The 24,442-nt window shown below is 67.2% G+C and carries 22 protein-coding genes; 20 read left to right on the top strand and 2 right to left on the bottom strand.

What is annotated here, in order from left to right; genetic code table 11:
* Positions 1 to 123: 123 nt before the first annotated feature.
* Genes H3H37_RS11535 through H3H37_RS11560 form a run of 6 tightly spaced genes read left to right on the top strand, consistent with a single transcriptional unit; the run spans position 124 to position 7,575 of the window.
* Positions 124 to 984, top strand: a complete 861-nt coding sequence (locus H3H37_RS11535) for a beta-keto acid cleavage family enzyme (protein WP_182162520.1) — start codon at positions 124 to 126, stop codon at positions 982 to 984.
* Between the two features lie 43 nt (positions 985 to 1,027).
* Positions 1,028 to 1,882, top strand: coding sequence for an SDR family oxidoreductase (locus H3H37_RS11540; RefSeq protein WP_182162522.1), 855 nt, complete (start codon positions 1,028 to 1,030; stop codon positions 1,880 to 1,882).
* A gap of 39 nt (positions 1,883 to 1,921) precedes the next feature.
* Positions 1,922 to 3,091 carry an acyl-CoA dehydrogenase family protein gene (locus tag H3H37_RS11545; protein WP_182162524.1) on the top strand — a complete coding sequence of 390 codons (1,170 nt, stop codon included), beginning with the start codon at positions 1,922 to 1,924 and terminating at the stop codon, positions 3,089 to 3,091.
* 1 nt (position 3,092) lies between these two features.
* Entirely contained in the window at positions 3,093 to 4,718 is a 1,626-nt protein-coding gene (locus H3H37_RS11550) for an acyl-CoA carboxylase subunit beta (protein ID WP_182162526.1), read from the top strand.
* A 12-nt stretch (positions 4,719 to 4,730) separates the two neighbouring features.
* On the top strand, positions 4,731 to 5,573 hold the full coding sequence (locus H3H37_RS11555) for an enoyl-CoA hydratase/isomerase family protein (RefSeq protein WP_182162528.1): 843 nt from the start codon (positions 4,731 to 4,733) through the stop codon (positions 5,571 to 5,573).
* Positions 5,563 to 7,575 carry an ATP-binding protein gene (locus H3H37_RS11560; RefSeq protein WP_182162665.1) on the top strand — a complete coding sequence of 671 codons (2,013 nt, stop codon included), beginning with the start codon at positions 5,563 to 5,565 and terminating at the stop codon, positions 7,573 to 7,575. The genes H3H37_RS11555 and H3H37_RS11560 overlap by 11 nt, the downstream gene beginning before the upstream one ends.
* A gap of 29 nt (positions 7,576 to 7,604) precedes the next feature.
* Here the strand turns inward: H3H37_RS11560 and H3H37_RS11565 are convergent, their stop codons facing one another.
* A complete protein-coding gene (locus H3H37_RS11565) occupies positions 7,605 to 8,486 on the bottom strand; it encodes a LysR substrate-binding domain-containing protein (RefSeq protein WP_182162530.1) in 882 nt (293 codons plus the stop codon).
* Between the two features lie 105 nt (positions 8,487 to 8,591).
* Between H3H37_RS11565 and H3H37_RS11570 the strand changes: the two genes are divergently transcribed.
* The 14 genes from H3H37_RS11570 (at position 8,592) to bcaP (ending at position 23,518) form a co-directional block, all read left to right on the top strand.
* Complete coding sequence (locus tag H3H37_RS11570; protein ID WP_182162532.1) at positions 8,592 to 8,903, top strand: carboxymuconolactone decarboxylase family protein; 312 nt, start codon at positions 8,592 to 8,594, stop codon at positions 8,901 to 8,903.
* A gap of 11 nt (positions 8,904 to 8,914) precedes the next feature.
* Positions 8,915 to 9,334 carry a tautomerase family protein gene (locus H3H37_RS11575; RefSeq protein ID WP_182162534.1) on the top strand — a complete coding sequence of 140 codons (420 nt, stop codon included), beginning with the start codon at positions 8,915 to 8,917 and terminating at the stop codon, positions 9,332 to 9,334.
* Complete coding sequence (locus H3H37_RS11580; RefSeq protein ID WP_182162536.1) at positions 9,331 to 9,885, top strand: DUF4865 family protein; 555 nt, start codon at positions 9,331 to 9,333, stop codon at positions 9,883 to 9,885. The genes H3H37_RS11575 and H3H37_RS11580 overlap by 4 nt, the downstream gene beginning before the upstream one ends.
* A gap of 95 nt (positions 9,886 to 9,980) precedes the next feature.
* The gene (locus tag H3H37_RS11585) at positions 9,981 to 10,781 is read left to right on the top strand and encodes a ferritin-like domain-containing protein (protein WP_182162538.1); all 801 of its coding nucleotides are present in this window, start codon (positions 9,981 to 9,983) and stop codon (positions 10,779 to 10,781) included.
* Positions 10,782 to 10,881: 100 nt separating this feature from the next.
* Positions 10,882 to 11,580, top strand: coding sequence for a response regulator transcription factor (locus H3H37_RS11590; RefSeq protein WP_182162539.1), 699 nt, complete (start codon positions 10,882 to 10,884; stop codon positions 11,578 to 11,580).
* A complete protein-coding gene (locus H3H37_RS11595; protein WP_182162541.1) occupies positions 11,573 to 12,943 on the top strand; it encodes a sensor histidine kinase in 1,371 nt (456 codons plus the stop codon). The genes H3H37_RS11590 and H3H37_RS11595 overlap by 8 nt, the downstream gene beginning before the upstream one ends.
* Positions 12,944 to 13,095: 152 nt before the next feature.
* Positions 13,096 to 13,470 carry a hypothetical protein gene (locus H3H37_RS11600; protein WP_182162543.1) on the top strand — a complete coding sequence of 125 codons (375 nt, stop codon included), beginning with the start codon at positions 13,096 to 13,098 and terminating at the stop codon, positions 13,468 to 13,470.
* A gap of 67 nt (positions 13,471 to 13,537) precedes the next feature.
* Positions 13,538 to 14,971, top strand: a complete 1,434-nt coding sequence (locus H3H37_RS11605; protein WP_182162545.1) for a TolC family protein — start codon at positions 13,538 to 13,540, stop codon at positions 14,969 to 14,971.
* Position 14,972: 1 nt separating this feature from the next.
* Positions 14,973 to 16,145: an efflux RND transporter periplasmic adaptor subunit gene (locus H3H37_RS11610; protein WP_182162547.1), complete on the top strand. Its 1,173-nt coding sequence runs from the start codon at positions 14,973 to 14,975 to the stop codon at positions 16,143 to 16,145.
* Positions 16,135 to 19,224, top strand: a complete 3,090-nt coding sequence (locus H3H37_RS11615) for an efflux RND transporter permease subunit (RefSeq protein ID WP_182162549.1) — start codon at positions 16,135 to 16,137, stop codon at positions 19,222 to 19,224. The genes H3H37_RS11610 and H3H37_RS11615 overlap by 11 nt, the downstream gene beginning before the upstream one ends.
* Positions 19,225 to 19,290: 66 nt before the next feature.
* A complete protein-coding gene (locus H3H37_RS11620; protein ID WP_182162551.1) occupies positions 19,291 to 20,490 on the top strand; it encodes an aminotransferase class I/II-fold pyridoxal phosphate-dependent enzyme in 1,200 nt (399 codons plus the stop codon).
* A 144-nt stretch (positions 20,491 to 20,634) separates the two neighbouring features.
* On the top strand, positions 20,635 to 21,192 hold the full coding sequence (locus H3H37_RS11625; protein WP_182162553.1) for an FxDxF family PEP-CTERM protein: 558 nt from the start codon (positions 20,635 to 20,637) through the stop codon (positions 21,190 to 21,192).
* Positions 21,193 to 21,267: 75 nt separating this feature from the next.
* Entirely contained in the window at positions 21,268 to 21,849 is a 582-nt protein-coding gene (locus H3H37_RS11630; RefSeq protein WP_182162555.1) for an FxDxF family PEP-CTERM protein, read from the top strand.
* A gap of 268 nt (positions 21,850 to 22,117) precedes the next feature.
* Positions 22,118 to 23,518 carry a branched-chain amino acid transporter BcaP gene (bcaP, locus tag H3H37_RS11635; protein ID WP_311197465.1) on the top strand — a complete coding sequence of 467 codons (1,401 nt, stop codon included), beginning with the start codon at positions 22,118 to 22,120 and terminating at the stop codon, positions 23,516 to 23,518.
* 88 nt (positions 23,519 to 23,606) lie between these two features.
* Here the strand turns inward: bcaP and H3H37_RS11640 are convergent, their stop codons facing one another.
* On the bottom strand, positions 23,607 to 24,380 hold the full coding sequence (locus H3H37_RS11640) for a flagellar brake protein (protein ID WP_229218782.1): 774 nt from the start codon (positions 24,378 to 24,380) through the stop codon (positions 23,607 to 23,609).
* Positions 24,381 to 24,442 lie beyond the last annotated feature (62 nt).

The following is a 24,442-nucleotide window of genomic DNA, read 5'->3' on the forward strand; positions in this document are numbered from 1 at the left end:
TTTTCGCATCAATCTTTTTGTGGGTGGACGACAAATCTAGACACACTGTCTAATCGTGTGTACTATCGTTTGCAGATGGCGCCACGCGGCGTTGAATGAGCCTTTGCAAGGAGTGGTTTGTCGATGAACAAAGCAATCGTGACCTGCAGCCTGACGGGCGTGCTGACCGATCCCAAACAGCACCCGGTGCCCGTGACGGCGGACGAAATGGCGCGTTCCGCGCGCGACGCCTACAACGCCGGCGCCTCCATCATGCACGTCCATTTCCGCAACCAGCAGCCCGGCAAAGGCCATCTGCCGACCTGGGAGCCGGATGTGGTCGAACACATCGCGCAAGCCATTCGCGACGCTTGTCCCGGCGTGATCCTCAATTTCTCCACCGGCGTGGTGGGGCGCGACATCGCCGGTCCCGTGGCCTGCCTGGAGCGCTGCAAGCCCGAGATGGCGGCCATGAACGCGGGCAGTCTCAATTACCTGAAAACCACCTCCTCGGGCGCCTGGGCCTGGCCGCCCATGCTGTTCGATAACCCGGTCGAGAAGATCGCCGCCTTCCTCAAGGTGATGCAGGAGAACGGCGTGATCCCGGAATGCGAATGCTTCGACGTCGGCATCCTGCGCTCCATCGCCATGCTGCGTGCGGCCGGCCTGCTGCGCGACCCGCTGCACGTCTCGCTGGTGATGGGCGTGGCCTCCGGCATGCCGGCTGACGCGGACCTGTTGCAGGTGCTGATGAAGTACATCCCGTCCGGCGCCCAGTGGCAGGGCATTGTGATCGGACGCGAGGAAGTGTGGCCGCTGCACCGCCGCATCGCGGAACTGGGCGGTCATCTGCGCACCGGCCTGGAAGACACGTTCTACCTGCCTGACGGCGCCAAAGCGACCGGCAACGGACAACTGATCGAGGCGCTGGTGGCCACTGCCCGCGCCGCCGGACGCGAGATCGCCACGCCGGCCGAAGCGCGCTCCATGCTGGCCGCCCACTGACCACAGACCGAACAGATAGCGATCCACGCGAGAGGAAAACGTCATGACACTGAAAGGCAAAACCCTGTTCATCACCGGCGCCTCGCGCGGTATCGGCCTGGCGCTGGCGTTGCGCGCCGCGCGCGATGGCGCCAACGTGGCGGTGGTGGCCAAGACCACGGAACCCCATCCCACGCTGCCCGGCACCATCTACACGGCAGCCGAGGAAATCGAACAAGCAGGCGGACGCGCGCTGGCGATAGCGTGCGATATCCGCGACGAAGAACAGATAGCAGCCGCCGTAGAACAGACGGTGGACCGCTTTGGCGGTATCGATATCTGTGTGAACAACGCGTCGGCCATCAGCCTGGCGCGTACGCTGGCGCTGGATCCCAAGCGCTATGATTTGATGCATGACATCAATGCGCGCGGCACCTACATGGTCAGCCGCGCGTGCGTGCCCCATTTGCGCGAGTCGGACAATCCGCATGTGCTCAACATGTCGCCCCCGCTCAATCTGGTGCCCGCGTGGTTCGCCCCGTATCCCGCCTACGCCATGGCCAAGTACGCGATGAGCATGTACTCGATGGCGATGGCCGAAGAATTCCGCGAGGACGGCATCGCGTTCAACACGCTGTGGCCGCGCACGATGATCTTCACGGCGGCCGTGCGCAACCTGCTGTCGCCATCCGGCGCTGCGCGCAGCCGCAAGCCCGAGATCATGGCCGACGCGGCCTGGCACATCCTGACCCAACCTGCCCGTAGCACCACGGGCCGCCACTTCATGGATGACGAAGTGCTGATCGCCCACGGCGTGACGGACCTGCGCCCCTACCGCGCGGTGGAAGGTGAAGGCGGCTTGCAGGCCGACCTGTTCGTGCCCGAAGACTGGACGCCGCCAGCCGGTGTGCTGGTCTGACCCGACCCATTCCAATTATTGAATTCGAGGAGACCTTCCATGTTTGAGAGCAGAGAACACGCCGATTTGCGCCAGACCGTGGCCAAGTTCGTCGATCAGGAAATTAATCCGCATGTAAGCGAGTGGGAGGCGGAGAAGATCTTCCCCGCCCGCGCACTGTTCAAGAAGCTGGGCGCGCTGGGCCTGTTGGGCATCACCAAGCCGGTCGAATTTGGCGGCATGGGCCTGGACTACAGCTACGCCATCGCCTTCGCCGAGGAACTGGGGCGCATCGACTGCGGCGGCGTGCCGATGGCGATCGGCGTGCAGACCGACATGGCCACGCCCGCGCTGGCCCGCTTCGGCTCGGACGAACTGCGGCGCGAATTCCTGGCGCCGTCCATCGCCGGCGAACTGGTTGCCTCCATCGGCGTGAGCGAGCCGGGCGCCGGTTCGGACGTGTCGGGCGTGAAGACCACGGCCCGCAAGGATGGCGGCGACTACGTCATCAACGGCACCAAGATGTGGATCACCAACGGCATGCAGTCGGACTGGATCTGCCTGCTGGCCAACACCTCGGACGGCGCGCCGCACAAGAACAAGTCGCTGATCGTGGTGCCCATGAATACGCCGGGCGTGCAGCGGGCGAAGAAGATCGACAAGCTGGGCATGTGGTCGTCCGACACGGCGCAACTGTTCTTCGACGACGTGCGTGTGCCCCAGCGCTACCTGATCGGCGTAGAGGGTGCCGGCTTCCAGATGCAGATGCAGCAATTCCAGGAGGAGCGCATGTTCGGCGCCGCCATGTGTGTCAAGGGCCTGGAAAAGCTGGTGCAGACCACCATCGAGTACACGCGCGAGCGCAAGGCGTTCGGCGCCTCGCTGCTGGACAACCAGGTGATCCACTTCCGCCTGGGCGAGCTGCAAACGGAAATCGAAGCGCTGCGTGCGCTGATCTACCGCACCGGCACCCTGTACCACGCCAATCCGGACAGCCTGGAAGTGGTCAAGCTGGCGTCCATGTGCAAGCTGAAGGCGGGCCGCTTGTCGCGCGAAGTGACGGATGCATGCCTGCAGTACTGGGGCGGCATGGGCTACACGTGGGAATCGCTGCCTTCGCGCCTGTACCGCGACTATCGCCTGACGTCCATCGGCGGCGGCGCGGACGAAGTCATGCTGGGCATTATCGCCAAGCTGATGGGCACCTTGCCGGGCAAGCGCGGAGCCTGACATGGCCATCATCGCATCGCAGCTCGACACGCAGTCGGACAGCTACACGCGCCAGCGCGAGGAGATGCTGGCGGCGCTGGCCGAAGTGCGCGCGGCCGAGGACATGGTGCGCGCCACCGAGGCCGCGCGCCAGTCGCAGTTCCACCGGCGCGGCCAGCTCACGCCGCGCGAGCGCATCAACCTGATGCTCGACCGTGGTTCGCCGTTCCTGGAAATCGCCTCGCTGGCCGGCTTGCGCCAGCACGACGACAAGGATGGCTCGCTTGCGGGCGGCAATACCATCTGCGGCATCGGCTACGTTGGCGGCGTGCGGGTGATGCTGAACGCGTCCAACAGCGCCATCAAGGGCGGCACCGTCACCCCGTGGGGCATGCGCAAGACGCTGCGCATGCAGGAAATCGCGCTGGCCCAGAAGCTGCCGCTGATCTCCATGATCGAATCGGGCGGCGCCAACCTGCTCTACCAGGCCGAGATCTTTACGGACGGCGGGCGCATCTTCGCCAACCAGGCGCGTTTGTCGGCGGCCGGCATCCCGCAGATCACGGTGGTGCATGGTTCGAGCACGGCCGGCGGCGCCTACATGCCCGGCCTGTCCGATTACGTGGTCATGGTGCGCAAGCGCGCCAAGGTTTTCCTGGCCGGGCCGCCGCTGCTGCTGGCGGCCACCGGCGAGGTGGCCAAGGATGAAGACCTGGGCGGCGCCGAGATGCATTGCCAGGTGGCCGGCACCAGTGAATTCCTGGCCGAGGACGACGCCGACGCGATCCGCATCGCGCGCGATGTCGTGCGCAGCCTCGATTGGAACAAGGACCGGCCTTCCGCGCCGGCGGTGGAGGTGCGCCAGCCACTGTACGACGCCGGGGAGTTGTGCGGCCTGGTTCCCGTCGATTACCGCAAACCCTACGATTGCCGCGAAGTGATCGCGCGGCTGGTCGATGGCAGCGATTTCCTCGACTTCAAGGATGAATACGACGCGCACACCGTGTGCGGACGGGCCACGATTCATGGCATGGCGGTCGGCATCATCGGCAACAATGGCCCCATCACGGCGCATGGTGCGGCCAAGGCCGGGCAGTTCATGCAGTTGTGCGATCAGGCGAATATTCCGCTGGTGTTCCTGATGAATACCACGGGCTTCATGGTCGGCAGCGAGAGCGAGCAGGGCGGCATCGTCAAGCACGGCTCGAAGATGATCCAGGCGGTGGCCAATATCCGCGTGCCGCGCATCACGGTGGTGATCGGCGCCTCGTTCGGCGCGGGCAATTACGGCATGTCCGGGCGCGGCTTCGATCCCGATTTCATTTTCGCGTGGCCCAACGCGCGCACGGCCGTCATGGGCGGCGAGCAGGCGGCGAAGGTGCTCTCCATCGTCACGCGCGAGAAGTGGCTTAAGGAAGGGCGCGGGGTGTCGGACGCCGAGGAAGCGCAACTGGCCAAGATGGAGATGGGCGTGGTGCGCCAGTTCGAGGCCGAATCGCACAGCCTGGCCGGCACGGCGCGCCTGTACGACGACGGCTTGATCGACCCGCGCGACACGCGCCGGGTACTGGCCTACACGCTGTCGATCTGCCGTGAGGCCAGGCAGCGCGCGACGCAGGCCAGCAGTTTCGGCGTGGCCCGTTTCTAGGAGGAGCATTGCATGGACACTAGCGACAACGCCGTCTTGCTGGCGCGCCGCGAAGGCGCCGTGTTGTACCTGACGATCAACCGTCCCGAAGCACGCAACGCCATGAACGCGCAGGTGCTGGAAGAACTGATCGCCACGTTCGAAGCGGTCGCCGCCTGCCCCGATGTGCGGGCTGTGGTGCTGCGCGGCGCCGGCGGCAATTTCTGCGCGGGCGGTGACGTGAAGGATTTCGTCCGTTTGCGCAGGCAGGAGGCCGCGCCGGGCACAGATCCCGTGGCCGCGTTCAACCGCCGTTTCGGCGCCTTGCTGGAACTGGCCAACAGCGTGCCGCAAGCGGTCATCGTCTTGGCAGAGGGCGCGGTGCTGGGCGGCGGCTTCGGCCTGGCCTGCGTGGCCGATGTGACCATCGCCCGCAATGACGCCAGCTTTGGCCTGCCCGAGACCAGCCTGGGCGTGGTCCCGGCCCAGATCGCGCCGTTCGTCGTGCAGCGCATCGGCCTGTCGCAGGCGCGCCGGCTGGGCATGTGCGGCGGACGGTTCAACGGCGCCGAGGCGTATCGCCTGGGGCTGGCCCATTTTGTCGAGCACAGTGACGCCGGCATGGCCGCCCGCGAGGAGCAGGTGCTGGCGCAGGTTATGCGCTGCGCGCCGGGGGCGAACGCCATGACCAAACAGATCATGCTGGCCGTGGGCAGCGAGCCCTTGGGACAGGTGCTGGACCGGGCGGCCACGCTGTTCTCGGCCGCCTTGAGCGGGCCGGAAGCGGCCGAAGGCACGCAGGCGTTCGTGGAAAAGCGGCTGCCGCAGTGGGCGGCGGCCGGCAACGTGGAGACGGGTGAAGCTGATGTTCGATAAAGTCCTGATCGCCAATCGCGGCGAGATCGCGCTGCGCGTGATCCGCGCCTGCAAAAAGCTGGGCTACGCCACGGTGGCGGTCTATTCGGAGGCGGATCGCGATGCCTTGCATGTGGCGGAGGCTGATGCGGCCGTGGCGATCGGCCCCGCGCCGGCCGCGCAATCCTATCTGGTGATCGACAAGCTGGTGCAGGCGGCGCTGGACACGGGCTGCGGCGCCATCCATCCCGGCTATGGTTTCCTGTCCGAGAGCGCGGCGTTCGCGCGCGCCGTACAGGCGGCGGGTCTGGTGTTCATCGGCCCGGACCCCGAGGCCATCGCCGCGATGGGCAACAAGAGCAACGCCAAGGCCCTGATGCTGGAAGCGGGCGTGCCGTGCGTGCCCGGCTACCAGGGCAGCGACCAGGACGACGCGCACCTGGCCGCGCAGGCGCTGAAAATCGGCTTGCCCGTGATGGTGAAGGCGGCCGCTGGCGGTGGCGGGCGTGGCATGCGTCTGGTGCAGGATGAGGCGCAACTCGCCGCCGCCATCGTCTCCGCGCGCAGCGAAGCCGCCAATGCCTTCGGCGATGGTCAGCTGCTGATCGAAAAGGCCGTGCTCAATGCGCGCCACGTGGAGATCCAGGTGTTCGGCGACCGGCACGGCAATGTCGTCCACATCGGCGAGCGCGATTGCTCGGTCCAGCGCCGTCACCAGAAAGTGGTGGAGGAGTGCCCCAGTCCTGCCGTGGACGACGTGCTGCGCATGCGCATGGGCGCGGCCGCCGTGGCCGCCGCGCGCGCGGTGCGCTACGTGGGCGCGGGCACAGTGGAATTCATGCTGGCCGGGGACGGGCAGTTCTACTTCCTGGAGATGAACACGCGGCTGCAGGTCGAGCATCCTGTGACCGAGATCGTATACGACCTTGATCTGGTGGAATGGCAGTTGCGCGTGGCGCAGGGGGAGCCTTTGCCACTTGCGCAGGATGCGTTGCTGGCGCGACGCAAAGGCTGGGCCATCGAGGTGCGTCTGTGCACGGAGGAGCCGGCCCATGGTTTCGTGCCGCAGACGGGAACCTTGCTGGCGTGGCGGCCGGCGGCGGGACCGCGGATGCGCATCGACCACGGCTTGCGCGAGGGCGGCGTGATCGCGCCACATTATGATTCCATGCAGGCCAAGCTGATCGCCAGCGGCGGCGACCGCGAACAGGCGCGCCGCACGCTGCTGCGGATGCTGGACGAGACGGTGCTGTTGGGTGTCGCGAGCAACCGGGATTTCCTGCGGCAGGTTGTCGCGCATCCGGCCTTCGCATCGGGTACGTTCTCGACGGATTTCATCGCCCGTCACTTCCCGGCAGGTCAGTTGACCGCCGCGTTGGCGGGCGACAAAGTGCACCGTGCCTTGGCCGCGCTGCTGTTCTACCGGCAGGATGCCGATGTGCTGGCCCAAAGTGCGGGGCTCGATGGTGAGCTGATCGCGTGGCAAAGCTCCGCGTCCGCCGAAGTGCCGGTGCGGCTTAAATGCGGCGACAGCGTGGCCAGGACCAGCGTACGCCCGTGTGGCGGTGGACGCTATGAAGTTCAGTCGGAGGAGGGCGGCGTCACGCTGGAACTGGACTGCGCTGGCCCGGTTGTTCGTTTTGTTCAAGATGGCGTGGCGCAGACTGCGTACGTTGCGCGCGCCGGTACGACGCTGTGGCTAAGCTGCCGGGGCGCGACGTGCGCCTATGAAGACGTGACGCTGGCGCCCGCCGTCCGCAGCGATGCCGCCAGCGATGGCCGCGTGCTTGCGCCGATGGATGGCAAGATCATTGCGGTGCTGATGGAGGCCGGCGCGGTTGTCGCGAAGGGGCAAGTGCTGGCCGTGCTGGAAGCAATGAAGATGGAGTTTTCCGTGACCAGCCAGGTGGACGGCGTGATCGACAACATGCCCTGCAAGGTCGGCCAGCAAGTCAAGGCCCGCCAGTTACTGATGACGGTGCGGGGCCATGTCCCCGGATCGGGGACGGAATCGGGCACATAACAAAATTCTCCGGCACCGGGGCGGTCGATTCAAGCCGGCGCGTGCTGGGCGACCGTCTCCAGCACCACATCGCGCAGCCGTCCGACCACCGGGCCGGGGTCCGCTTCGCTGAACAGGAGGTCCAGCCCGACCTTGGGCAGCGTGGGCAGGGCCGGCGTATCGTGCGTGCGCAGCCGCGATGGCAAGCCCACCTCCGTGCGCACCGTCACCCCCAGCCCCGCCGCCACGGCAGCCCACACGCCGCCCAGACTGGGACTGGTGAACGCCACACGCCAGGCGATGCCGGCTTTATCCAGCGCCTGGGTGGCCGCCGTGCGCATCAGGCAAGGCGCGTCGAACAGCACCAGCGGCAAGGGCTCCGGACCGGCGATCAATGACTGCGGATCGCAGTCTTGCGCGCCTATCCAGCGCATCGGCGTTTCGCCCACCGCTTCGGCATGCGGACGAAGCGCGCCAGCGTTCCAGGCCAGCGCCAGGTCCAGCTGTCCGGCCGTGATCTGCTCCACCAGCACCGCATTGCGCGCCACGCGCGCTTCTATCCGCAGCTTCGGGTGGGCGCGGGCGAAGCGGCCCAGCACATCGGTCAGAATGTGCTCGCCAAAATCCTCCTGCATGCCGAGCCGGATGCTGCCGGCCAGCTCCACGCCGCGCACGGCCGTCGCCGCCTCGTCGTTCAGCTCCAACAGGCGGCGCGCATAGCCGAGCAGCGATTCGCCGGCCGCCGTCGTCGCCATGCCGCGCCCCGCTTTGCGCAGCACGGGCGTGCCCAGTTGGTCTTCCAGCTTCTTGAGCTGGGCGCTCACGGCCGACGTGGAGCGGCCCAGCCGGTCGGCCGCCTTGGCGAAGCTGCCCAGGTCCACGCCTGTGACAAAGCAGCGCAGGATGTCGAGGTCGAAGGTGATTCTCCGCATGATTGTCCTGATTTTCGGGATTGTCTGTTCCAATATTCCTGATTTTCAGGATTAAGATAGTCGCGTATCGTGTCCTTGTCAATTCAACGCAGGGAGATCGATCCAATGACCACCGCTTCCACCGCAGGACAGCAAAGCATGGGCGCCATCGCCCCCAAACTGGCCGAGCTGACCGACAAGGTCCTGTTCGACGATGTGTGGCAGCGCCCCGGCTTGTCGCTGCGCGACCGCAGCATGGTCACGGTGGCGGCGCTGGTGGCCATGTACCGCATCGAACAACTGCCGTTCCATCTGACCCGGGCGCTGGAGAACGGCGTCACGCGCGACGAACTGGTGGAGCTCATCACCCACCTGGCGTTTTATTCCGGCTGGCCCACGGCGGCATCGGCCATCAACCTGCTGAAGCAAATACACTGAAGGAGTACATCATGCCCATGAGCCGCATTTCGCTGTTGAAGGGGAAGTCGCCCGAGTACCTGCGGGCCGTGTCGGACAGCCTGCACCAGGCGCTGGTGGATACGTTCGGCGTGCCGGCGGACGACCGCTTCCAGGTGTTCCACCAGCACGAAGCGTATGAAATGAGCTTCGACCGCCACTACATGGCCGGCCCCCGCTCGGACGACTACATGCTGATCAACGTCACGGCAGGCCGCGCCCGCAGCACGGCGGTCAAGCAAGCGTTCTACGGCCGGCTGGTCGCCTTGCTGGCCGAATCGCCGGGCGTGCGGCCGCAGGACGTCATGGTCGTCATCACCACCACCCAGGCCGACGACTGGTCGTTCGGCGGCGGCGAGCTGTATGCGCCGGGCGCCGCATGGCAGAACGCGATGGCGGAGGCGCAGCCATGATCGCGATGCAGTACAGCTTTGTGCTGCCGGCCGACTACGACATGGAAATCATCCGCCACCGGATCGCCAGCAAGGGCCCCATGCTGGACGATTTCCCCGGGCTGGCGTTCAAGGCTTACCTGAGCGCGGACCGCAACCGTGGCGGCACGGCCGAGAACCTGTATGCGCCGTTCTACCTGTGGCGCCAGCCGGAGGCCATGCATGCCTTCCTCAACGGCGCAGGATTCGCGGGCGTGGCGCAGGCCTTCGGCTGGCCGTCGATCAAGACGTGGACCGTGTGGCACAGCTGGATGGCGGAAGACGTGGCACAAGCCCGCCACGCGCGCCGCATCATCAAGCCGATCGCGCCTTACACGGCCCTGGCGGCGCTGCGCGAGCAGGAGCAGGCGGAGGTGGGCGCGCTGCGCGACAGTGGCGCACTGGCCGTGGTGGTGGGCTTTGAACCGGGCAACTGGTCGCTGGTGCAGTTCTCCCTGTGGCGCGACGCGGTCGAGGCACCGTTGCTACCGCACGAGCAGCGTTACGAGGTGGGCCACCTGTCCTTGCCCTGAACCTTACGGCCGGTGCCAACGCGTGAACGCGGTTGTTGGCACCGATCCCGGCCCGGTTTGGTACACTGCGCGCTTTTCTGCGATCGGGATCGAGCATGGGGTTGCCAAATGAATTACGCGCGTGGGCGCTGCACTGCCTGTTGACGTGCGACCCGCAAGCCAAGGTGGCCGCTGTGGCCGCGATGGCTGCCGCCCATGCGGATGGCGCCTGCACGCTTGATGTGGATGCTGTGCTGGACGCGCCGGACGGTATCCCCGGCCGTCCCGACCGGCCCGAACTGGTGCTACCGCGCCTCGTCGGCCGCCGTTCGATGGTGACGGTGGAGGGGCGCGCGATGTTGGTGCACGCGCTGGCCCACATCGAATTCAACGCCGTCAACCTGGCGCTCGACGCGCTGTGGCGTTTCCCCGGTCTGCCGCAGCAGTACTACACGGACTGGCTGCGCGTGGCGCGCGAGGAGGCCATCCATTACGCGCTGCTGGCCGAGCACCTGCGCACGCTGGGCCATGCCTATGGCGATTTCTCCGCCCACGGCAGCCTGTGGGAGATGGTGGAAAAGACCTGCGGCGACCCGCTGGCCCGCATGGCGCTGGTGCCACGCACGCTGGAGGCGCGGGGGCTGGACGCGATCCCGCCGTTGCGCGCCAAGCTGGCCCAGGCCGGCGACGACGCGGCCGCCGGCATTCTGGACATCATCCTGCGCGACGAAATCGGCCACGTGGAGATCGGCAATCGCTGGTACTTTTATTTATGCAGCCAGCGCGGCGTGGACCCGGTCACGACGTACGACGCGCTGCTGGTGCGCTACAAGGCGCCGCCCGTGCGCGGTCCGTTCAACGTGGCGGCCCGCCGCCAGGCCGGCTTCACGGACGGGGAACTGGAGGCGTGGTCGTGAGCCGCCCAGCCTCCGCAGTCGCGTCCGCGCGCTATCTTTGCACCCGCCCCATGTTGTATGATTTCGCTCTGTAACACCCTGACGAACCACGGAGGCACCGTTGCATTGCCTGGTCATTGAAGACGAAACCGACACCGCGCGCTATATCTGCAAAGGTTTGCGCGAGGCCGGCTATACGGTGACGGCCTGCGCCACCGGGCAGGAGGGGCTGGACTACGCCATCGGCGCGGAATGGGACATCATCGTCATGGACCGCATGCTGCCGGGCGGCATAGACGGCCTGGCCATCGTCGAACGGCTGCGGGCGCTGGGCAAGCAGACCCCCGTCATCATTGTCAGTGCGCTCACCAATATTGAACAGCGTGTGTCGGGCCTGCGTGGCGGGGCCGACGATTACCTGTCCAAACCGTTCGCCTTTTCGGAACTGCTGGCCCGCATCGAAGCGCTGCTGCGGCGCGCCGTGCCGGGCCAGGACGGCACCCAGTTGCAAGTGGCCGACCTGAAGCTGGACTTGCGCGCCATGCGCGCCACGCGCGACGGCCGCGCCATCGCCCTGCAGCCGCGCGAATACCGGCTGCTGGAATACCTGATGCGCCACGAAGGCCAGGTGGTGACCCGCACCATGCTGCTGGAAGCCGTGTGGGACTACCATTTCGACCCGCAGACCAACGTGATCGACGTGCAGATCAGCCGCCTGCGCACCAAGATCGACAAGGATTTCCCCACTGCGCTGATTCACACGCTGCGCGGCATCGGTTACTGCCTGTCGGCGCGGCCGCCTGAAGCCGGCCATGCTTAAGCTGCGCGGCTCCATCGCCGCCAAGCTGGTGCTCGGTTACGGCGTGCTGGGCATGGTGTCCATGGTCGCCGTGTCGGCCGTCTTCTACGTTGGCACCATCGGGGTGCTGGACCAGAATATCGACGGCCGCATCATCGCGCTGTCGGACCGCTTGCTGGCCCAGGGCCACGAAAACAGCGCCGCATTGGCCGTCGAGGTGCGTCGCCAGCTCAGCGACGGCATCGACAGCGACCGGGAGATTTTCCTGCTGCAGCGGGGCGATGGCCATGTCCTGGCCGGCAACCTGAGCGCATGGCCGGGCCGCTTCGAAGGCGCGCTGCAAAGCGCCGACGTGGTGCGCGACGGTCGCATCACGCCGGCCCGCCTGCATCGCCGCCTGCTGCCCGACGGTTCGCTGCTGATCGTGGGCCGCGACCTGAGCGAACAGGAGGCGATCCGCGCCCTGGTGTGGCGCGCGCTGGTGTCGGGCGCCGTGCTGTCGCTGCTGTTCACGGTGGCCGGCGCGCTGCTGTTCCGGCGCCAGATCGAGATCCGCCTGGGCGCGATCCGCCGCACGGCGGAGCAGATTGAAGCCGGTGACCTGAGCCGCCGCATCCCCGTGCGCGGCGACGACGAATTCGCGCGCCTGAACGGCGATATCAACCGCATGCTGGACCACATCGAATTATTGATGGACGGCGTGCGCCATGTGTCCGACGCCATTGCCCACGACCTGCGCACGCCGCTGGGCCGGGTGCGGGGCAAGCTGGAGGATGCGCTGCGCCACGCGCGCGAGGCAGGCGTGCTGGAAGGGGCGGCGCGCGACGCGATTGACGACATCGATGACCTGATCCGCCTGTTCGAACGCCTGCTGCAAATCGCAGAAGCGGAATCGGGCGTGCGCGCGCGGCTGTTCGAAAGCGTGGACCTGAGCCGGGTGGCCGAAGACCTGGCCGAGATGTACGAGGCCAGCGCCGAGGAAGCGGGGGCCAGGCTGTCGCTGGCGCTGGCGCCGCAGGCCGTGGTGCTGGGCGACCGCAACCTGCTGGCCAGCGCCGTGTCCAGCCTGCTCGACAATGCGCTCAAGTACGCGGGGCAGGGCGCCGCCATCGTGCTCGGCACCAGCGTCCGTGACGGCAAGGCGGCGATCACCGTGGGCGACAATGGCCCCGGCATACCCGCTTCGGAACTGGGGCGGGTGACGGAACGCTTCTACCGGCTCGACCAGAGCCGCAACCTGCCCGGCAATGGCCTGGGCCTGTCCATCGTGCAGGCGACGGCCGCCCTGCACGGCGGTGCGCTGGAACTGGCCGACCACCAACCGGGCCTGCTGGCGCGCATCGTGCTGCCGGCCGCCCCACCCGAGGCAAACCCCGGGGCCTGACCCTCTGTCCTGCCCCTTCTGCGCGCTACCTTACCAATTTGTAATGTCCGCGCAAGGTTGCGGTAATGTGCCGCCCCTTACCATCTCTCCGCGCCGCCGTATCGGGTGGCGAGTTCGCGCCGGCCGCCGCCGTCGCCTTACGCGGAGCAGACATGAACACCACCCCCTTCACCTTGCTGGCCCTGGCCGCCGCCCTCGCGTGTGCCGCCTGCGCGCCGCTGCCGGCCGCGCATGACGTGGACTGGAAGAACGGCGCCCGCCACGGCTGGGTCTCCGGCTTCTACGACGCCAGCACCCCGCGCAGCGAATTGCCGCGCTGCCTGGCCAGCGTGACCGCCGAGGAGCTGGCCAACCACCGCTTTGTGCGCATCGACTACCGCCATTCGCGCCGCATGATGGTGGAAGTGGGCGAACTGCCCGGCGATATGCCCGTCAAGCTCGGTGACCGCGTCGAGCTGTGGCCGCAGGATTGCGACCAGGGCAAGCTGTCGCGCATCTCGCGCGTGATGCCGCCGCCGGCCGCCTGACGTTCCGTTACGCCCATCCACCGGGGCGCCGCCTGCCGGTGGGCGCCCGCAACCGATTGCTGCAACCATGGCTCACCATTTTCAATGCAAACCCGCCGCGCGCGCGCTGCTGTCCGTCCTGCTGGCGGCGGCGCTGGCATCGGCGCTGCCGGCGGCGCACGCCGAGGCGCTGGACCTGCGCCAGGCCGCTGCGCTGGCGCTGGCCCATAACGCCGACCTGCGCCTGGCCACGCTGGACGCGGCCAGCGCCGACGCGGCCGTTACCATCGCCGGCGCCGCGCCCAACCCCACGCTGACGCTGCAAAGCTTCAACATCAACCCCAACGCCGGCGTGGGCGCCGGTTCGCTGCGCAACAAGACGGTCGACAGTGCGATTCGCGTCGACCAGTTGATCGAGCGCGGCGGCAAGCGCCAGCTGCGCGTGGCCAACGCGGGCAGCCTGGCCACGGCCAGCGCGCAGGATGCGCTGGATATGCGGCGCCAGGTATTGCTGCAGGTCGGCCAGGCCTATTACGACTTGCTGGCGGCCGAAGGCCGGCTGGCCATCATGGAAGACAGCGCGCGCCTGTTCGACCAGACCGTGGAGGCAGCCCGCAAGCGCCTCAAGGCGGGCGACCTTGCGCCGGCCGACGTGGCGCGGGTGCAGGTGGACGCGCTGCGCGCCCACAACGACGCGGCCCAGGCCGGGTCCGACCGTTACGCTGCGCGCCAGGCGCTGGCCATGCTGATCGGGCAGCCGGAGCTGGCGGCCGGCCTGGAGGTGGCCGACGCGTGGCCGGCGGTGCGGCCCGCGTCGCAATGGCTGGCCGACGCGCTGGCGCCGGCCGGACAAGCGAAGTCCTGGCCGGCAGCCCGTGACGGCAGCGGCGCCGTTGGCGCCATGGCCCCGAACAACGCCGATGCGGCCGCCGCCAACCCGAACGCGGCCAGCGCCACCGACGATGCGCTGCAAGCGGCGCTGGCCCGCCGTCCCGACGTGGCAGCTGCGCAGGCGCGCGTGGCGGCGGCCGAAGCGGGCCGCAAGCTGGCATTGGCCTCGCGCAGCGCCGACGTGACGGTGGGGGTGCAGGCCGAACACTATCCGACCAGCGCCGCCAATCCCCAGGGCAGCGGCAACAGCTTCGGCATCGCGCTGCAGATTCCATTGCAAGTGCGCTATGCCTACCAGGGCGAGCTGCGGGCCGCCGACATCGCGCTCGACAGCGCCCAGCAGCGCCTGCAGCAGGTGCGCCAGCGCGCCCGCGCCGAGCTGGAACTGAGCCTGGAACAGGTGCGCACGGCCGGCCAGAAGCTGCGCCGCGACGACGAGGAATTGCTGCGCGCGGCCGGCAAGTCAGCCGACGCGGCCGAATTCGCATTCCAGCGCGGTGCGCTGGGCATCATGGATCTGCTGGACGTGCGGCGTACCTACCGCAGCGCCCAGCTGGACGCGCTGGCAGCGCGCGCCGATTACGCAAAATCAGTGGCGGCCTTGCAGGCGGCCGTCCCGGAGGGAAAATAACATGAGTACTCAAGTATCGTTCAAGCGCGCCGCCACCGTGGTGGCCGTGCTGGCCGCGCTGGCGGCCAGCATCCATTTCGTGCACGCCTCGCAGGCGCCGCACGCCAACGGGGCCGCCGCCGTGGCTGCGGCCGCGCCCAAGGCCGTCCCGGACAGCATCACCTTCGACGCCAACGCGCCCCAGTGGTCCTCGCTCAAGGTCAGCGCGCTGGCATCGGGCGCCTTGCCCGTGGCAGAGCCGGTCAACGGCCGCATCACCTACGACGAGAACCGCACGGCCCGCGTCAGCTCGCCCATCGCCGGCCGCGTGACGGCGCTGCGGGCCGAGCCGGGCGACAGCGTCCACCGTGGCGCCGTGCTGGCCACACTGGACGCGCCGGACCTGGCCACCGCACAGGCGGACTGGCGCAAGGCCCAGGCCGACGAAGGCCGCAAGCGCATGGCCTACGAACGCGCCCAGGCCTTGTACGGCGGCGAGGTATTGGCCCGCAAGGATTACGAATCGGCCCAGGCCGACCTGGCCCAGGCCAGCGCCGAGACGCGCCGCGCCGCCCAGCGCCTGTCCAACCTGAACGCTGGTCCGCGCGACGACGGCAGCTTTGGCCTGCGCGCGCCCATCGACGGCGTGGTGGCCGAGCGCCAGCTCAATCCGGGCCAGGAAGTGCGGCCCGACCTGCCCAACCCGCTGTTCGTGGTGACCGACCTGCGCCACCTGTGGCTGGTGGTGGACGTGCCGGAACGGGGCGCCGGCGCCATCGCCGCCGGCCAGGACGTGGCGCTGGAGACGGACGCTTATCCCGGCGTGCAGTTCCCGGCCAAGGTGGAGCGGGTAGGGCAGACGCTGGACCCCGTCACCCACCGCATCCAGGTGCGCTGCGCGGTGGACAACGCCGACCTGCGCCTGAAGCCGGAGATGTTCGCCCGCGTGTCCTTCCTGGCGCGCGATGGCGCGCACAAGGCCGTGCAACTGCCCAACAGCAGCTTGTTCGTGGAAGGGCGCTATGAATACGTGTACGTGGAAGTCCATCCCGGCACGTTCCAGAAGCGCCGCGTGGGCATCGCCCTGCGCGGTCATGACACCAGCTACGCGGACGCCGGCCTGACCGGCGGCGAGCGCGTGGTGACGGAAGGCGCGTTCCTGCTCAACGCCGAGGTGGCGGCACATGCTCAGTAAGCTGATCGATTTTGTCCTGGCCCAGCGCGTGTTCGTGCTGATCCTGACGGCGGCGCTGGCCGCCTTCGGCATCCGTGCGTTCAACAACCTGCCCATCGAAGCCTTCCCCGACGTGCAGGACGTGCAGGTGCAGATCGTGACCCAGTATCCGGGCCAGGCGCCGGAGGAAGTGGAGCGCGCCGTCACCTTGCCGATCGAGCGCGAGATGAGCGGCGTGCCGCACCAGACGCAGCTGCGCTCGGTCACCATCAGCGGCCTGTCGGTCGTCACGCTGACTTTTGCCGACGGCACGGACGACTATTTCGCCCGCCAGCAGGTGCTGGAAAAGCTGCAGAATGTGACCCTGCCACCGGGCCTGCAACCAGGCCTGGCGCCGCTGACGACGGCCGTCGGTGAAGTGTTCCGCTACATCGTCGAGGCGCCGCCGGGCATGGACCCGAACGAAGTGCGCGCCTTGCAGGACTGGGTGGTGCGTCCGCAGCTGCGCATGGTCAGCGGCGTGGCCGACGTGGTCAGCTTCGGCGGCACCGTCAAGGAATACCAGGTGCAGGTCGATCCGGCCGCGCTCAAGCGCTATGGCGTGACGATCGACCAGGTCAGCCAGGCGCTGGCGGCCAACAGCGCCAACGTGGGCGGCGGCCAGGTGCGCCGCGGCGACGAGGCGCTGCTGGTGCGCGGCATCGGCATCTTCGACGGCATGGATGACATCGGCCGCGTCATCGTCAGCGCCAGCGCCGGCAAGACGGTGCTGGTGTCGGACCTGGGCACGGTCAGCGCCGGCTTCCGGCCCCGCTCGGGCGTGGTGGCCTTCAACAACCAGGACAGCGTGGTCGAAGGCATCGTCCAGATGAGCAAGGGCAGCAACGCGGCCAAGGTGGTGGCCGACGTCAAGCTGGCCGTGGACGCCGTCAATGCCCGCCTGCCAAAGGGCGTGCGGCTGAAGACCATCTACGACCGCACCCAGTTGATCGACCATACCGTGCACACGGTGGGCGAGAATCTGCTGGTGGGCGCGGCGCTGGTGATCGCCATCCTGATCGTCTTCCTCGGCAACTGGCGCGCGGCCCTGATCGTGGCCACCGTGATCCCGCTGTCGCTGCTGTTCGCCTTCATCATGCTGGACGCGCGCGGCATCCCGGCCAACCTGATCTCGCTGGGCGCGGTGGACTTTGGCATCATCATCGACAGCGCCGTGGTGCTGGTGGAGGCGCTCATGGTGCGCCTGGCGCTGCAGGAATACGACCCGGCCGGCGACCTGTCGCCGTACGCATGGCGCAAGCGCACGCTGAAACAGACGGTGGTGGAACTCGGCCATCCGATCCTGTTCGCCAAGGCCATCATCATCGTCGCCTTCATCCCCATCTACACCTTCCAGCGCGTGGAGGGCAAGATCTTCTCGCCGGTCGCCTTCACGCTCAGCTTCGCCATGCTGGGCGCCATCGTGCTGAGCATGACGCTGGTGCCCTCGCTGCTGGCGTGGACCGTCAAGCGCCATCCGATGGCCGAGCGCCACAGCGCCTGGATGGCGCGCCTGACGGCCCGCTACCGGCAACTGCTGGCGCGCGCGCAGGCGCGCCCGGTGGTGGTGTTCGCGGCCTCCGGCGCCGTGCTGGCCATCACGCTGGCGCTGGCGCCGCTGCTGGGCAGCGAATTCCTGCCCAAGCTCGACGAAGGCAACATCTGGCTCACCGTCAGCCTGCCCAACTCCACGGCGCTGGAGAAGACCCAGGCCGTCGAGCACAAGGTGCGCGCCATCCTGAAGAGCTATCCGGAAGTGGGCAACGTGATCTCGCAGGTGGGGCGGCCCGACGACGGCACCGACCCGAAAGGGCCGAACAACATGGAGTTCCTGGCCGACCTGGCGCCCCGTTCCACCTGGCGCTTCGACGACAAGGACGCGCTGGTGGCCGATATCTCGGCCCGCATTCGCCGCATGCCGGGCGTGCCCACCAACTTCTCGCAGGTGATCGAGGATAACGTGGAGGAGGCGCTGTCGGGCGTGAAGGGCGAGATTGCCGTCAAGATCAGCGGCCCGGAACTGGACGTGCTGACCCAGGCCAGCGAGCAGATCGCCGCCATCCTGAACGGCATCGCCGGCGCGGCCGACGTAGCGGCCGTGCGCATCGGCGGCCAGAGCGAGATCGACATCGTGATCGACCGCGTGCGCATCGCCCGCCTGGGCGTGAACGTGGCCGACGTCAACGGCGCCATCCAGACAGCGCTGGCCGGGGTGGCCGTCAACACCTACTTCGAAGGCGGTCGCCGCTTCGACATCACGCTGCGCCTGCAGGAGCGCAGCCGTTCCTCGGTCAACGACATCGCGGCGCTGCAGATCAACCTGCCCGGCGGGGTAGGCACGGTGGCGCTGGGAGACCTGGCCCGCATCGAGGTGCGCCAGGGCGCGGCCCGCATCAGCCGCGAGGCCGGCGAGCGCAACGCCTCCGTCAAGGCCAACCTGCTGGGCCGCGACCAGGGCAGCTTCGTGGCCGAGGCCCAGCAGAAGGTGGCGGCCCGGGTGCACCTGCCGGCCGGTTACCAGATCACGTGGGGCGGCCAGTTTGAGAACCAGCAGCGCGCCGTGCAGCGGCTGCAGGTCATCGTGCCGATCACGGTGCTGTTGATCTTCTCGCTGTTGTTCTGGGCCTTCCGCTCGGTGCGCAAGGCGCTGCTGATCCTGGCCATCGTGCCGTTCACGCTGATCGGCGGCATCGCCGGGCTGGCGGCGGCCGGGCTGCACTTTTCCGTGTCGGCGGCCGTCGGCTTCATCGCCGTGGCCGGCATCTCGGTGCAGAACGGCGTGATCATGGTCGAGCAGATCGTGGAACTGGCCAAGGGTTCCGCCGCGCTGGCGGCCAGCGCGGCCGAGGGCGCGGCCCAGCGCCTGCGGCCCATCCTGATGACGGCGCTGATGGCGGGCCTGGGCCTGTTGCCGGCGGCCCTGTCGCACGGCATCGGCTCCGAAACCCAGCGCCCGTTCGCGGTGGTGATCGTGGGCGGCATCGTGTCGGCCACCTTCTTCACCTTGTTGCTGCTGCCGCTGGCCTATCCCTATTTCGCGGAGCGGTCCAACCCGGACTGATCCCGCGCGGCGCCACACCAGGCCGGGACCAACACCGGCCGATTCCATTTTTTGAGAGAGCACACCATGCATGACCTGAGCGACATCGCCACCTGGCTGGAAAGCCATCCCATCCACCACGAATCGGCCGTGCACGACACGCTGCCCGATCCGACCTTCATCACCCAGGGCGAGACGGTGGTGTCGTTCAGCACCAATAACTACCTGGCGCTGGCCAACCACCCGCGGCTGGTGGCGGCGGCCAAGGCGGGACTGGACCGCTATGGCGTGGGCAACTGCGAGTCGCGCCTGCTGGGCGGCGACCTGGAGGTGTACCGCACGCTGGAACGCCGGCTCGGTGAACTCAAGCACAAGAGCGACGCCGTGCTGTTCGTGACCGGCTATATGACCAACATCGGGGTGCTGTCGTCGCTGGTCAAGGCCGGCATGCTGGCCCGGTTGCATGGCTACCGCGCCAAGACGCGCCGCAAGTACGCCTATTATTCGGACGAGTTCAACCACATCAGCATCCGCGAGGGCATCCAGATGTCGGGCGCCGAGCGCCACACCTACCGCCATTGCGACATGAACCACCTGGAGGAATTGCTCAAGGCGGCCGAAGGCACGTGCCCCATCATCGTCAGCGACGGCGTGTTCAGCATGGAAGGCACGATCGCGCCGCTGCCGGAGCTGGTGGCGCTGGCCGAGAAGTACGGCGCCATCCTCTATATCGACGACGCCCACGCCACCGGCATCCTCGGTGAGCATGGTGGCGGCACCTCCGAGCACTACAACTGCTACAGCCCCTGCATCATGCAGATGGGCACGCTGAGCAAGGCGCTGGGCGCCATCGGCGGCTTCGTGGCCGTGGAAAAGGAAATCGCCGACGTGATCCGCCTGACCAGCTCTGCCTATGGTTTCACCTGCCCGCCGCCGCCGGACCAGGCAGCCGCCCTGATCGCCGCGCTCGACGTACTGGAGGAGGAACCCCAGCGCCGCCAGCGCCTATGGGATAACCAGCGCTACTTCGTCGAGCGCATGGCGCCGCTCGGTTACCAGATCCTGTCCACGGCCACCCCCATCGTGCCGGTGCTGATCGGGGACGCGGCCCAGTGCCAGCGCCATGCCCAGGCATTGCGCAAGGAGGGCATCCACGTCGACGCCATCCAGTTCCCGGCCGCGCCGCTGGGCCAGGCCCGTTTGCGCTTCATGATGAACGCCGGCCATACCCGGGAGCAGATCGACCATGCCGTGGCCGTGATGGCGCGCCTGGCCGGCCACGTGTGAAAAATTACTTTCTGAATAAAAAACATGACAAAAATCCATTTTTCATGGTAATCTTCGCCACGGTGATTTAAGTGCAACTTAAGTTCCACTTTATTAATTCGGCAGGCGAAGCAAGTGCGCCTCTTTTTGAACGGTAGGAAATAGATGAAAAAGCAAATCCGCGCCCTGGCGATGACCATGGCCACGCTGGCCGCCGTAACCGTGGCACACAGCGCCCAGGCCACCGTGATCGACATCAGTTCGGCACCGAGCGCCATCGCGCTGGCGCCCAACGGTACGGCCCATTTCGGCGACAAGTTCAAGAACAACCTGAAGAACGACATCTTCGCCGATCATTTCACCTTCACCACCACCGGCACCACCAAGCTGGACCTGATCCTGACCTCGACCAGCACCAGCGCCCTGAACGGCCTGAACATCACCGGCTTCAGCCTGTACAAGGCGGGCGGTGCGCTGGCCGTGGCCGGCACGCAGGTGCAGACCGGCGCCACTGACAAGTGGACGCTGGGCGACGCCAACCTGGCCGCCGGTTCCTACTATGTGCAGGTGAGCGGCAACGTCGTCTCCAACACCGGCGGCGCGTTCGCCGGCAACGGCACCATCAGCGCCGTGCCTGAACCAGAAGGCTACGCCATGCTGTTCGTCGGCCTGGGCCTGATCGGCCTGGTCAAGCAGCGCCGCAAGTCCGCGCGCTTCGCCTGATATTGCCGCGCCGCCCGCGCCGATCCGGCGCGGCTGGCGGGCGTCCGTATTCCACCTTCACTTTTGGTGTCATTCATGAAAAACATCACCCAACGCCTGCTGGCGACCGTTGTCCTGGCCACTTCCTGCATCGCCGCGCACGCCGCCGCTGACCTGAGCCAGACCCCGGTCGACATCACGCAAGACCTGATCGATTACGCTAGCTCCGACTTCGGCCACACCTTCACCCTGGGCCTGGGCCAGCAAGCCGGTTCGCTCAACAACTTCTTCGCCGACAAATACACGTTCTCGATCTCGGGCGTGAACGACGTGGTGGGCCTGATCACCTCGCTGAAGGCATCGGCCAACGACGGCCTGACCATCACCGGCTTCGACCTGCGCAACGGCGCCAACGGCATCGTGTTCCACGGCACCCAGGACGTGACCAACTACCTGCCGGGCGACCAGGCATGGAGCTTCGCCTCGGGTCTGCACCCGCTGGCCGCCGGCAACTACACGCTGGAAGTGGACGGCTACGTGGCCTCGGCCAACGGTGGCAGCTACAGCGGCAACATCGCCGTGGCGGCAGCCGTGCCGGAACCAGAAACCTATGGCATGCTGCTGGCCGGCCTGGGCCTGCTGGGCGTGATCGCGCGCCGCCGCAAGAACGCACAGTAATCCGCCATCCCCCTCACGCCGCGCGCCCCTGGCGCGTGGCGCCCCCATCCGCCCGCGCGCCGCATTCCGGCCCGCGGGCGGATTGCGTTGCGGACCCGCCATCGCGCGCCCCGCCTCGTGATGAGCCTTGCCGATTGTTCAATAATTTGTAGGGAAATTGCCAAACAGGCCGCGAAAACAGTGTAGACTGCGCAGCCATACCGGCGCCCGCCCACGAGGGGGGAACGCCCGGTGACAAAACAACGTAACCGATAAGTGGAGATTTTACTTGAGCCTTTTCCGAACGAAGAACCTGGACCACATGGTGGCGCAAGGACGCGCTGAGGGCGGCCTGAAAAAAGTACTGGGGCCGCTGGACCTGATCCTGATGGGCATCGGCGCCATCGTCGGCACCGGCATTTTTGTGCTGACGGGCACCGGCGCGCTGACGGCCGGCCCGGCGTTGACGCTGTCGTTCGTGATCGCGGCGCTGGCCTGCGGCTTCGCGGCCATGTGCTACGCTGAATTCGCTTCCACCGTGCCGGTGGCCGGCTCCATCTACACCTACAGCTACGCCACCATGGGCGAGCTGGTAGCGTGGATGATAGGCTGGGACCTGATGCTGGAATACGGCCTGGCCACCTCGGCCGTGTCGGTCGGCTGGTCCGGCTATTTCCAGTCGCTTATCGGCGGCTTCGGCCTGCACCTGCCGGTCGCCCTGACGGCCGCCCCCGGCGCCGTGCCCGGCGTGCAGACCCTGATCAACCTGCCCGCGTTCATGATCATGATGATCCTGACGGCCATGCTGTCGTGGGGCGCGCGCGAATCGGCGCGCATGAATTCCATCATGGTGGCCATCAAGATCGCCGTGGTGCTGCTGTTCATCGCCGTGGGCGCGCGCCACGTGCAGCCGGCCAACTGGCATCCGTTCATGCCGTTCGGCATGGGCGGCACCATGAGCGCGGCGGCGCTGGTGTTCTTCGCCTTCATCGGCTTCGACGCCGTGACGTCGGCGGCCGAGGAAGTCAAGCGGCCCGAGCGCGACCTGCCGATCGGCATCATCGGCTCGCTGGCCGTGTGCACCGTGCTGTACGTGGTGGTGTCGGCCATCATGACGGGCATCGTGCCGTTCCAGAAGTTCGCCGGCATCGACCATCCCGTTTCGCTGGCGCTGCAATACGCCAATGAAAACTGGGTGGCCGGCTTCGTCGACCTGGGCGCCATCCTGGGCATGACCACCGTGATCCTCGTGATGAGCTATGGCCAGACCCGCGTGGTGTTCGCCATGTCGCGCGACGGCCTGCTGCCGGCGCGCCTGTCGAAGGTGCATCCGAAGTTCGGCACGCCATTCTTCGCCACCTGGATGGTGGGCATCATCTTCGGCCTGATCGCCGCCGTGGTGCCGCTGGATGTGCTGGCCGAGCTGATCAACATCGGCACGCTGGCCGCGTTCTGCCTGGTGTCGGTGGCCGTGGTGGTGCTGCGCAAGAAGCGCCCGGATCTGCACCGCGCATTCCGTTGCCCCGGCGTGCCAGTGATCCCGGCGCTGGCCGTGGTGTTCTGCGTGGCCCTGATGACCTTCCTCAGCCGCACCACGTGGATCGCGTTCACCATCTGGCTGGTGATCGGCCTGGTCGTGTACTTTGGCTATTCGCGCCGCAACGCGGTGCTGCATCCGAAGCAGCCTTAATCCCTAAGCGAAAACAAGCGGGGGCGGTTCCGGCAGGGCGCTACATGGCGCGCCGCCGGAACCGCCCCCGTCGTCTTGTTGGCAGTCGCTAGCCTTGCCGGATCTCTTGCAGCACCCGCTCGATCTTGCTCTTTTCCTCGGGCGCCAGTTGGGTGAACATGCAGCCCAGGTGGACCTGTTCGCCCAGCAGGAAAGAACGGAACGGGCGCGTATAGCGCACTTCCAGTTCCGCCACTTCGACCGTCTCGTCACCCAGTTCCAGCACCACGTCATGCACCTTGCGGCCCTTGATCAAGCCCTTGGCGTTGAGCTTGGCGCAATGCAGGCTGATGCCTCCCAGCGACAGGTCGAAGATCGGCAACTCATAGCTGTGCGTGTTGTTGACCACGTTGATCACAAACGAGGCCGTGCAGGTGGCGCCCAGCGGGATTTCCAGGCGCTCCGTGGCGCGCCGGTTCAGCACCACGCAGGTTTCCGGGAAATCCATGGGAATATGCTGCGGCTGGCCGGGCAGCGAGTTCCAGTCCTTGCTGGACAGGCGGAACTGCAGCTTGGCCGAACGCAGCCAGGTGACGAAGGTCAGCTTGCCAGGCTGTAGGCTCATGCCTTCGTTCAATTCCATCACGAAATGCGGCTGTTCGGGATCGACCGACAGGACCCGTCCCAGCACCACCTCGCGGCTGCCAGGCACGTAGATCGAGATCGGGTCGCCGCTTTCGGCCAGCTCGGTCAGCATGTCGCCGATCTCGTCCTCGGTGGTCAGCTCGTACGCGTTGGCGTTGGCCGGGATCTGGCTGATCGCGTCTTGAGGCCGTGGTGGTCCCTTGCGAATCGGAACCGGGTGGAGTTCAGTGAGTGACATGATGTGATGAGCGAAATGTTAGACATGGTTTGGGTCTGCATGACTTCATCATAGTTCGAGTT

Origin of the sequence: Rugamonas brunnea (assembly GCF_014042345.1) — a bacterium.
Lineage (GTDB): Bacteria > Pseudomonadota > Gammaproteobacteria > Burkholderiales > Burkholderiaceae_D > Rugamonas > Rugamonas brunnea.

What these genes read in the sequence shown, in the direction of transcription:
- H3H37_RS11535 (WP_182162520.1), top strand. Translation starts at nt 124, where the DNA reads ATGAACAAAGCAATCGTGACCTGCAGCCTGACGGGCGTGCTGACCGAT.
- H3H37_RS11540 (WP_182162522.1), top strand. Translation starts at nt 1,028, where the DNA reads ATGACACTGAAAGGCAAAACCCTGTTCATCACCGGCGCCTCGCGCGGT.
- H3H37_RS11545 (WP_182162524.1), top strand. Translation starts at nt 1,922, where the DNA reads ATGTTTGAGAGCAGAGAACACGCCGATTTGCGCCAGACCGTGGCCAAG.
- H3H37_RS11550 (WP_182162526.1), top strand. Translation starts at nt 3,093, where the DNA reads ATGGCCATCATCGCATCGCAGCTCGACACGCAGTCGGACAGCTACACG.
- H3H37_RS11555 (WP_182162528.1), top strand. Translation starts at nt 4,731, where the DNA reads ATGGACACTAGCGACAACGCCGTCTTGCTGGCGCGCCGCGAAGGCGCC.
- H3H37_RS11560 (WP_182162665.1), top strand. Translation starts at nt 5,563, where the DNA reads ATGTTCGATAAAGTCCTGATCGCCAATCGCGGCGAGATCGCGCTGCGC.
- H3H37_RS11565 (WP_182162530.1), bottom strand. Translation starts at nt 8,486, where the DNA reads ATGCGGAGAATCACCTTCGACCTCGACATCCTGCGCTGCTTTGTCACA.
- H3H37_RS11570 (WP_182162532.1), top strand. Translation starts at nt 8,592, where the DNA reads ATGACCACCGCTTCCACCGCAGGACAGCAAAGCATGGGCGCCATCGCC.
- H3H37_RS11575 (WP_182162534.1), top strand. Translation starts at nt 8,915, where the DNA reads ATGCCCATGAGCCGCATTTCGCTGTTGAAGGGGAAGTCGCCCGAGTAC.
- H3H37_RS11580 (WP_182162536.1), top strand. Translation starts at nt 9,331, where the DNA reads ATGATCGCGATGCAGTACAGCTTTGTGCTGCCGGCCGACTACGACATG.
- H3H37_RS11585 (WP_182162538.1), top strand. Translation starts at nt 9,981, where the DNA reads ATGGGGTTGCCAAATGAATTACGCGCGTGGGCGCTGCACTGCCTGTTG.
- H3H37_RS11595 (WP_182162541.1), top strand. Translation starts at nt 11,573, where the DNA reads ATGCTTAAGCTGCGCGGCTCCATCGCCGCCAAGCTGGTGCTCGGTTAC.
- H3H37_RS11600 (WP_182162543.1), top strand. Translation starts at nt 13,096, where the DNA reads ATGAACACCACCCCCTTCACCTTGCTGGCCCTGGCCGCCGCCCTCGCG.
- H3H37_RS11605 (WP_182162545.1), top strand. Translation starts at nt 13,538, where the DNA reads ATGGCTCACCATTTTCAATGCAAACCCGCCGCGCGCGCGCTGCTGTCC.
- H3H37_RS11610 (WP_182162547.1), top strand. Translation starts at nt 14,973, where the DNA reads ATGAGTACTCAAGTATCGTTCAAGCGCGCCGCCACCGTGGTGGCCGTG.
- H3H37_RS11615 (WP_182162549.1), top strand. Translation starts at nt 16,135, where the DNA reads ATGCTCAGTAAGCTGATCGATTTTGTCCTGGCCCAGCGCGTGTTCGTG.
- H3H37_RS11620 (WP_182162551.1), top strand. Translation starts at nt 19,291, where the DNA reads ATGCATGACCTGAGCGACATCGCCACCTGGCTGGAAAGCCATCCCATC.
- H3H37_RS11625 (WP_182162553.1), top strand. Translation starts at nt 20,635, where the DNA reads ATGAAAAAGCAAATCCGCGCCCTGGCGATGACCATGGCCACGCTGGCC.
- H3H37_RS11630 (WP_182162555.1), top strand. Translation starts at nt 21,268, where the DNA reads ATGAAAAACATCACCCAACGCCTGCTGGCGACCGTTGTCCTGGCCACT.
- H3H37_RS11640 (WP_229218782.1), bottom strand. Translation starts at nt 24,380, where the DNA reads ATGTCACTCACTGAACTCCACCCGGTTCCGATTCGCAAGGGACCACCA.